Below are 7,794 nucleotides of genomic sequence, written 5' to 3'. Positions count from 1 at the left end.
CCCCCCACCCCACAGCGCGCCGGCTGTCCCCCCCGGGGGGGTGTGTCACCGCCCCGTCCCCCAAACACCCCGGCCCCACGGGCCCGTTCACTCAGCTCCGATCAGGTGGTGGGGAGCATCAGGATCGGCGTCGTCGTCGGCGCCGGTGAGCCGCCTTCCGGTTCCACCGTCACTCCGAGCTGCGCGGTGTCCGGGGGCATGGCGGCGATCAGCGGTTCCGTGTCGTCGGCGCCGGCGGCGGTGAGCATGCCCGCGGAGGTGGCCGACCCGCCGGGTTCGATGAACCACACCTGGTAGGCCCGGTCCGCGGGCGGCTGCGCCATCCCGGTCGCCATGAACATCGCCTTGCCCTGCGCGTGCGACAGCACGGTGGTGGCCCGCATCCCCTCCGGCCCCGGCGTGTTGATCACCCGCGCGTCGGGGGCCTGCAACACGGCGGAGATCTCGGCGCCGCGCGTCCCGGCTGCGGTCATGCGGTCGCGGGCCGCGTCGAGCTCCTGCTGGGCGCGGACGGCGACGACGCCGAACACGGCGGCGAGCGCGACGCCGACCGCGGCGGCCGCCACCGAGAGCCGCGTCGCCCACGAGTACCGGCGGCGGCGCTTGGCCGCGTGCCCCGCCAGGTCGGCGGGCGGCGGCGGATCCTGCCGGGTCTGGGCGATCTCGGCGAGCACCCGCTGCTTCAGCGCCTCCGGCGGCGCGGACTGTTCGGCCGACCCGAGCCGGGCCGCGGCTTCCCGCAGTTCCTGGACCTCCTGCGTGCAGTCCTCGCAGGAGTCCAGGTGCGCCTCGAACTCGGCGCGTTCGTCGTCAGGCAGCGCGTCGACGGCGTAAGCACCGGTCAACGTGGCGAGGTCGGTGCTCATCGGCCCACCCCCAGGCAGTCGCGCAGTCGGATCAGTCCGTCCCGCAAGCGGGTCTTCACGGTGGACGCGGGTGCTTCGAGCAGACCGGCGGCTTCCCGGTAGGTGTAGCCGCGGTAGTAGGTCAGCAGGACCGATTCCCGTTGCAGCTCGGTGAGCGCGGTGAGGCAGCGCCGCACCTGACGCTGCTCCCACCGGGTGGTGACGGACTCGCTGACCTCGTCGAACGGCCTGCCGTGCTGCTGCGCACCGACGCGGGCCTCGCGGTCCCGCCCGGCCTGGGCGGAGCGGACCCGGTCGACGGCGCGCCGGTGCGCGAGGGTGAACACCCAGGTCTGCACGCTGCCGAGCTCCGGTCGGTAGTGGGTGGCGCGGCGCCACACCTCGACGAGCACTTCCTGCGCGACCTCCTCGGATTGCGCGGCGTCCCGCACCACCCGCTGGATCATCGCGAGCAGCGAACCGGCGAGCAGCTCGTAGAGCTGTTCGAAAGCGCGTTCATCGCCCTTGGCGACGTCGGCGATCAGCGCCCGCGCGTCGGGCCCTTCATCGGGCGGCGGTGTCCACCGCTGCGGTCTGGAGTGCGGACGTTCCTGCATGCCGGGTCCCTTCACCGGGATCGTGCCGAGTGTGCACCGCCGCTGGTCCGGCGGCGTGGTCAGGCGGGTTTGCGGAAGCCGAGCTGCCACACGTCGAGGTACCCGGCGCGGAACCCGGCTTCGCTGTAGGCCAGGTAGAACTCCCAGGTGCGGCGGAACCGCTCGCTGAAACCGAGCGCGGCGATGTCCTCCCACCGCTGCTGGAACGCGTCGCGCCAGGCCCGCAGCGTCGCCGCGTAGTCCGGCCCGAACGAGTGCCGGCCGGTGCCGCGCAACCCGGTGTGTTCGCGCACCGTCCCCTCGATGGCCTGCAGGGACGGGATCTCCCCGCCGGGGAAGATGTACTTGTGGATCCAGGTGTGCGAGCGGCGGCTCGCGAGCATCCGGTCGTGCGGCATCGTGATGGCCTGCAACCCGATGCGGCCGCCGGGCACGAGCAGCCGGTCCAGCGCGGCGAAGTACTCGGGCCAGTACTCGGAACCGACCGCTTCGATCATCTCGACGCTGACGATCGCGTCGTGACCGCCCTCGGCGTGCCGGTAGTCGCGCAGCTGCACGTCCACCCGGTCGGTGAACCCGGCGGCGGCGATGCGCTTCTCGGCGAGTTCCTGCTGCTCGGCGGACAAGGTGACGGTGGTGACCTGCGCGCCCCGCTCGGCCGCGCGGATCGCCAACGACCCCCAGCCGGTGCCGATCTCCAACAGGCGGGTCCCGGCGCCCACCCCGGCGAGGTCCAGCACCCGGTCCATCTTGGTGCGCTGCGCGTCCGCGAGGTCGTCCGAACCGGGCGTGAACATCGCCGACGAATAGGTCATGGTCTCGTCGAGGAACGCGGCGAAGACGTCGTTGGACAGGTCGTAGTGCCGTTCGATGTTGCGCCGCGACCCGGTGGTCGTGTTGCGCTCCGCGCCCGGTTTGGGCGCGTCCACCCAGCGCCGCAGCGCCTGCAGCGGTGCGGGCACCAGGTCCGCGAGTCGTTCGGCGAACGGGGTGAGCAGCTCGGCCGGTTCCGGGCTGTCCCACTCCCCGGCCACGAACGACTCGCCGAACCCGATCTTCGAGTCGGCGCCGAGCCGGTGGAAGAACGCCGCCGGATCGAGGATCCGCATCAGCGGCGCACCGGGCCCGCCCGCGCCGAGCCGCTCACCCCCGGCGAGGGCGACGCGGACCGGCAGGTTCCGCACCGCGTACCGGAACAGCTGCTCGGCCAAGCGCGCGCGCACCGGCGAATGCGGTGCCGGCCCGATCGAATCCCACGGCCCCAGTTGGGTGGCGGGTTGGACGGTGATGCTCATCGGATGCCTTCCTGGTGCGGGTGGGGACGGCGGGGGACGATGCGGAATCCGCGCAGCCACAACGAGATCCCGTGCTTGCGGATCAGCGCGGACACCCGCTGCGGCACCAGCGGGCGGCGCAGCGCGGCCCGCGCCACCGTCCGCGCCGTGGCGGGTTCGCGCATCCCGGTGAGCACCGCCGTCAACAGCGGCCGGTGCTCGTCGTGGAGCCGGATGCGCAGGTGCAGCCGCTCACCGGGCGGGCGGACCCGCATCTCGTAGCGGCCGTGTTCCGGCAGGAACGGGGACACGTAGAACTCCTTGCCCATTTCCGCGCGCCCCGACTCGTCCGGGTGCAGCAGGTAGGCGTGCCGTTCCCCGTAGGTGTTGTGCACTTCGGCGACGACGCAGCGCACCGAACCGTCGAGCCGGTGGCACCAGTACACGGTGATCGGGTTGAACACGTGTCCGAGCACGCGGGCGTGCGCCAACATCAGCACCCGGCCGCCGTCCAGCTCGACGCCGCGCAGCGCCAGCCAGCGCTCCACGTTCTCCCGGATGCCGCGCCGCGGATCACCGAGGTGGTCCCGCGCGTCGAACCGGGCCAGCGGCCGCAGCCACCACGGCAGCCGCGGCAACGCGTCCAGGTCGACCAGCCACGTGTACAGCGGATGCCGGAACCGGTTCCCGGCGTCGCCGTGCCGCACGTGCACCACCTCCCCGTGGTACAGCGCCGGAACGCCCGCGGCGCTCACCAGCCCGCCCCGAACGCCTCGGCGGCCCGCACCCCGCTGGCGCAGCCGTCCTCGTGGAACCCCCAGCCGTGGTACGCCCCGGCGAACCGGGTGCGCGCATCGCCCAGCTCGGGCAGGTTTCGTTGCGCCGCAACGGAATCCGGCGTGTAGATCGGATGCCGGTAGTGCATCCGCGCCAGCACCCGCTCCGGACGCACCCGGCCCGCCGGGTTCAACGTCACCAGGTAGTCCACCGGTTCCGCCAACCGCATCAACCGATTCATGTCGTAGCTGACCAGCACGTGCCCCGGATCGGCGGCGCAGCTCGGCTTGTGGTGGTTCCACGACGCCCGCGCGCCCGTCGCCCGCGGCAGCACACCCGCATCGGAGTGCAACCACGTCTCGTTCTCCGAATAACCGAACGCGCCCAGCACCTTCGCCTCCGCCGGAGTCGGGTCGGCCAGCAGCGCCAACGCCTGATCGGCGTGGCAGGCCAGCACCACCCGGTCCACCTCGTGCACCCGGTCCTGCGCGTCCCGCAGCTCCACCCGGTCCGCGAACCGCGCCACCGACCGCACCGGGGTGCCCACGTGCACCGCCGACAGCCGCTCCACCGCGCGCGACACGTACTCGCCGGAACCACCCGACACGGTGCGCCACGTCGGCGAACCACCCACCGACAGCATCCCGTGGTGGCGCAAGAACTCGAACAGGTAGCGCGCCGGGTACCGCTTGCTCACCTCGAAATCCGCCGACCACACCGCCGACACCAGCGGCAGCGCGAAGTGGTCCACGAAGTACCGCGAAAAGCCCTGCCCCGCCAGGAAATCCCCCAGCGTCACCGAATCCGCCGACTCGCCGGGAGCGTCCAGCAACCGGTTCGCCGCCCGGTGGAACCGCACCACCTGCGCCAGCATCGCCAGGTAGCGCGGGCGCACCGCGTTGCCGCGCTGCGCGAACAACCCGCCGAGCCGCCGCGCCCCCGCGTACTCCAAGCCGCACCCGTCGCAGGACACGCTCATCGACATCTCGGTCTCCGCGGTCCGCACCCCCAGCTCCCCGAACAACCGCAGCAGGTTCGGGTAGGTGCGCTCGTTGTGCACGATGAACCCGCTGTCCACCGGCACCACGCGCCCGTCCCCGCTGCGCAACCGGTGCGTGTGGGCGTGCCCGCCCAGCCGGTCGTCGGCCTCGAACAGCAGCACCCGGTAGCGGCGCTGCAACAGGTACGCGGCGGTGAGTCCGGAGACCCCGGCGCCGACCACGGCCACGGTGCCGCTCATCGCAGCTCCTCCTCGACGATCAGTGCGCGGGCGAAACGCCTCGTCAACGCTTCCCACTCGGTCCAGCGGCGCAGCATGGCGTGGCCCGCGCCGGGCACGCGCACGTACGTCAACGACGGCGGCCGCGGCAGTTGCAGCGCGCGGCGCGCGAACTCCGCCGATTCGGCGGGCGAGGTGACCCGGTCCGCATCGCCGTGCGCGATCAGCACCACGCGGCCCGCGAGCTGCTCCACCGGCTCGCCCGGCTCAACCCACGGCGCCAGCGCGCATACCCCGCGCACCCGCTGCTCGCCCGCCAGCCGCAACGCGACCCGGCCGCCCAGCGAATGCCCCACCAGCAGCACCCGGGCGCCCGGATGCTGCTCCTCGACCTGGCGCAACGCCCAGCGCGCGTCGGCCAGCGCGTCCAGCCGCGGCTCGTTCCAGCCCCGGACCCGGTAGCGCAGCAGCCACACCTGCACGGCGCTGCCCGCCGCCGCCCGCCGCACCGAACGCGCCACCACGAGCATCCGCCGGTACGCGAGCTGGTGGGTGCGCACCGGGTCGTCGCTGGTGGCGCGCCCGCCGTGCAGCACGAGGACCACCGTCCGCGGCTCGTCGACGCGGGACCGCAGGACGCGCACCGAAGGCCGCGGCCCGCGCCGCCCGGCCGGATCGCCGGGACGCTGCTGGATCTGCATGCCCCCGGTTCGGAACACCACCCGATCCGGCTTGGTCGTTGTGCGTCGGATCACAACCACCGATCCGCGGGCGACCCCGCTCCGAACGAGGAACACCAGACCGAGGAAGGGGTTCGTGTGTCCGAACAGCGCAAGCCGCGCGGAGCGGCCCACCGGATCGAACGCGCCGTGCGGGACCTCATCGGCATCCCGCTGCCGGTGGGGCTCACCGCGTGGGACGGCAGCACCGCCGGTCCCGAAGGATCACCGCGCGTGGTGCTGCGCAACCGCCGAGCACTGCGGCACGTGCTGTACCGGCCCGGGGAACTGGGCCTGGCGCGCGCCTACGTCAGCGGCGACCTCGACGTGCGCGGCGACCTCACCGACGGGCTCCGCCGCTGCTGGTCCGCGATCCGCGCGGGCGGCACCGGCGCGGTGCGGTTCGGCCCCGCGCAGTGGCGGCGGCTGCTGACCGAAGCCGTCGCGCTCGGCGTCATCGGGCCCCGCCCCCCCCCCCCCGCCGGGGGGGCGGGGCGCGCGGGCCGGCTGCACAGCCGCTCCCGGGACCGCGACGTGATCGCGCACCACTACGACACCGGCAACGAGTTCTACGAGCTGCTGCTGGACCCGAACATGGCCTACTCCTCCGGCTACTGGACCAGGACCGGCGAGGACTACGGGCTCGCCGAGGCGCAGCACGACAAGCTCGACCTGATCTGCCGCAAGCTGCGGCTCGCCGAAGGCGACCGGCTCCTCGACGTCGGCTGCGGCTGGGGATCGCTCATCCTGCACGCCGCCCGGCACCACGGCGTGCACGCCACCGGTGTCACGCTCTCCGCGCAGCAGGCCGCCCACATCCAGGGCCGCATCGACGAACTCGGCCTGCGCGGGCAGGTCGACGTGCGGCTGCAGGACTACCGGGAGATCTCCGGCGAACCCTTCGATGCCGTCGCCTCCGTCGAAATGGGCGAGCACGTCGGGGAGAACCAGTACCCGGTGTACGCGGCCACCCTGCACCGGATGCTGCGGCCCGGCGGCAACCTGCTCGTCCAGCAGATGTCCCGAGCGGGCGACGCGCCCGGCGGCGGCGCGTTCATCGAGGCCTACATCGCCGCCGACATGAGCATGGTCCCCGTCGGCCACACCCTCGACCACCTGGAACGCACCGGACTGGAGATCCGCGACGTGCAGGCCATGCGCGAGCACTACACCCGAACCGTCGAGGAATGGGCGCGGACGCTCGACCGGAACTGGGAGCGGGCCGTCGCGCTGCTCGGCCCCGAACGGGCCCGCACCTGGCGGCTCTACCTCGCCGGCGGCGGGCTCGCGTTCGAGGAGAACCGCATGGGCGTCAACCAGATCCTCGCCACCAAGACCACCGCGGACGGACGAGGCGCCGCCGCCGCGCTCGCCGGAGCCGCCCGATGAACGCGTTCCTCACCGCCCCCGCCGCGGCGCTCGCCACCGTGCTCGCCGCCTACGGCGTCGCCCGGCTGCGCAAGCGCTACGACACCATCGATTCGGTGTGGGGAGCCGGATTCGCGGTGATCGCCCTCTGCTGCGCGTTCACCGGGCCCGGCTCCGCCGCCGGGTGGACCGCCACCGCGCTGACCGTCGGGTGGGGGGTGCGGCTGTCCGCGCACCTGCACCACCGCAACTCCGGCGGGGCCGAAGACCCCCGCTACCTGGAGATGGCGCGGCGCTACGGCGACCGGGTCGGATTGCTCATGTTCCTGCGCGTGTACCTGGTGCAGGGGATCGTGATGTGGTTCGTGTCGCTGCCCGTGCAAGCCGCCATCGCCTTCCCCGGTGAGCTCGGCGCGCTCGGGTGGGCGGGAATCGTGGTGTGGGTGATCGGGTTCGGCTTCGAGACCGTCGGCGACGCGCAGCTCAGCCGGTTCCGCGCCGACCCCGCCAACTCCGGGCGGGTCCTCGACAGCGGGCTGTGGCGCTACACGCGGCACCCCAACTACTTCGGGGACGCCTGCGTGTGGTGGGGGCTGTACTTGCTGGCCTGCCACAGCTGGGCCGGGGCGGCGACGCTGCTCTCGCCGCTCGTCATGACCTGGGACCTGGCGCGCGCCACCGGGCAACCCCTGCTGGAGAGGGGAATGCGCGAACGGCGGCCCGGCTACGCGGACTACGTCGAGCGCACCAGCGGGTTCCTGCCGCGGCCGCCGCGACGGGGGTGACCACCGGCGGCGGGCACCGCGGGGCGGGACTGGTCACCGGTGGCGCCGTGGGACCGGCCACCGGTAGTGGGGCGGGGGCGGTCACCGCGGGGCGGTCAGTCCAAGTGGTGCAGGGCCGCCGTCACCAGGGTTTCCACCCCGGCCGACAACGTCGGGTGCAGCTGCGGGGCGAACTGCGGCGAATGGTTCG

The 7,794-nt window shown here is 73.3% G+C and carries 8 protein-coding genes; 2 read left to right on the top strand and 6 right to left on the bottom strand.

What is annotated here, in order from left to right; all coding sequences use genetic code 11:
• Nucleotides 1–101: 101 nt before the first annotated feature.
• From LCD35_RS28250 to LCD35_RS28225, 6 genes are read right to left on the bottom strand one after another with little or no spacing between them, the layout of a single operon-like run.
• Nucleotides 102–866 carry an anti-sigma factor domain-containing protein gene (locus LCD35_RS28250; RefSeq protein ID WP_225045217.1) on the bottom strand — a complete coding sequence of 255 codons (765 nt, stop codon included), beginning with the start codon at nt 864–866 and terminating at the stop codon, nt 102–104.
• A complete protein-coding gene (sigK, locus tag LCD35_RS28245; RefSeq protein WP_224962295.1) occupies nt 863–1,462 on the bottom strand; it encodes an ECF RNA polymerase sigma factor SigK in 600 nt (199 codons plus the stop codon). Before sigK ends, LCD35_RS28250 begins: the two co-directional genes overlap by 4 nt.
• Nucleotides 1,463–1,521: 59 nt before the next feature.
• A complete protein-coding gene (locus LCD35_RS28240; protein WP_225045216.1) occupies nt 1,522–2,757 on the bottom strand; it encodes a cyclopropane-fatty-acyl-phospholipid synthase family protein in 1,236 nt (411 codons plus the stop codon).
• Nucleotides 2,754–3,494, bottom strand: a complete 741-nt coding sequence (locus tag LCD35_RS28235) for a DUF1365 domain-containing protein (protein ID WP_255615724.1) — start codon at nt 3,492–3,494, stop codon at nt 2,754–2,756. Before LCD35_RS28235 ends, LCD35_RS28240 begins: the two co-directional genes overlap by 4 nt.
• A complete protein-coding gene (locus tag LCD35_RS28230; RefSeq protein ID WP_224962289.1) occupies nt 3,488–4,753 on the bottom strand; it encodes an NAD(P)/FAD-dependent oxidoreductase in 1,266 nt (421 codons plus the stop codon). Before LCD35_RS28230 ends, LCD35_RS28235 begins: the two co-directional genes overlap by 7 nt.
• Nucleotides 4,750–5,451: an alpha/beta hydrolase gene (locus LCD35_RS28225; RefSeq protein WP_224962287.1), complete on the bottom strand. Its 702-nt coding sequence runs from the start codon at nt 5,449–5,451 to the stop codon at nt 4,750–4,752. The genes LCD35_RS28230 and LCD35_RS28225 overlap by 4 nt, the downstream gene beginning before the upstream one ends.
• Before the next feature lie 99 nt (nt 5,452–5,550).
• Between LCD35_RS28225 and LCD35_RS28220 the strand changes: the two genes are divergently transcribed.
• Nucleotides 5,551–6,840 carry a cyclopropane-fatty-acyl-phospholipid synthase family protein gene (locus LCD35_RS28220; protein WP_225045214.1) on the top strand — a complete coding sequence of 430 codons (1,290 nt, stop codon included), beginning with the start codon at nt 5,551–5,553 and terminating at the stop codon, nt 6,838–6,840.
• The gene (locus LCD35_RS28215; RefSeq protein ID WP_225045213.1) at nt 6,837–7,604 is read left to right on the top strand and encodes a DUF1295 domain-containing protein; all 768 of its coding nucleotides are present in this window, start codon (nt 6,837–6,839) and stop codon (nt 7,602–7,604) included. The genes LCD35_RS28220 and LCD35_RS28215 overlap by 4 nt, the downstream gene beginning before the upstream one ends.
• The last annotated feature ends 190 nt before the right edge of the window (nt 7,605–7,794 follow it).

The sequence above is a fragment of the Saccharopolyspora sp. 6V genome, from assembly GCF_020176785.1.
Lineage (GTDB): Bacteria > Actinomycetota > Actinomycetes > Mycobacteriales > Pseudonocardiaceae > Saccharopolyspora_C > Saccharopolyspora_C gregorii.
Note: the sequence above shows the minus strand (reverse complement) of the source record. Positions and strands in the feature narration are given on the sequence as shown.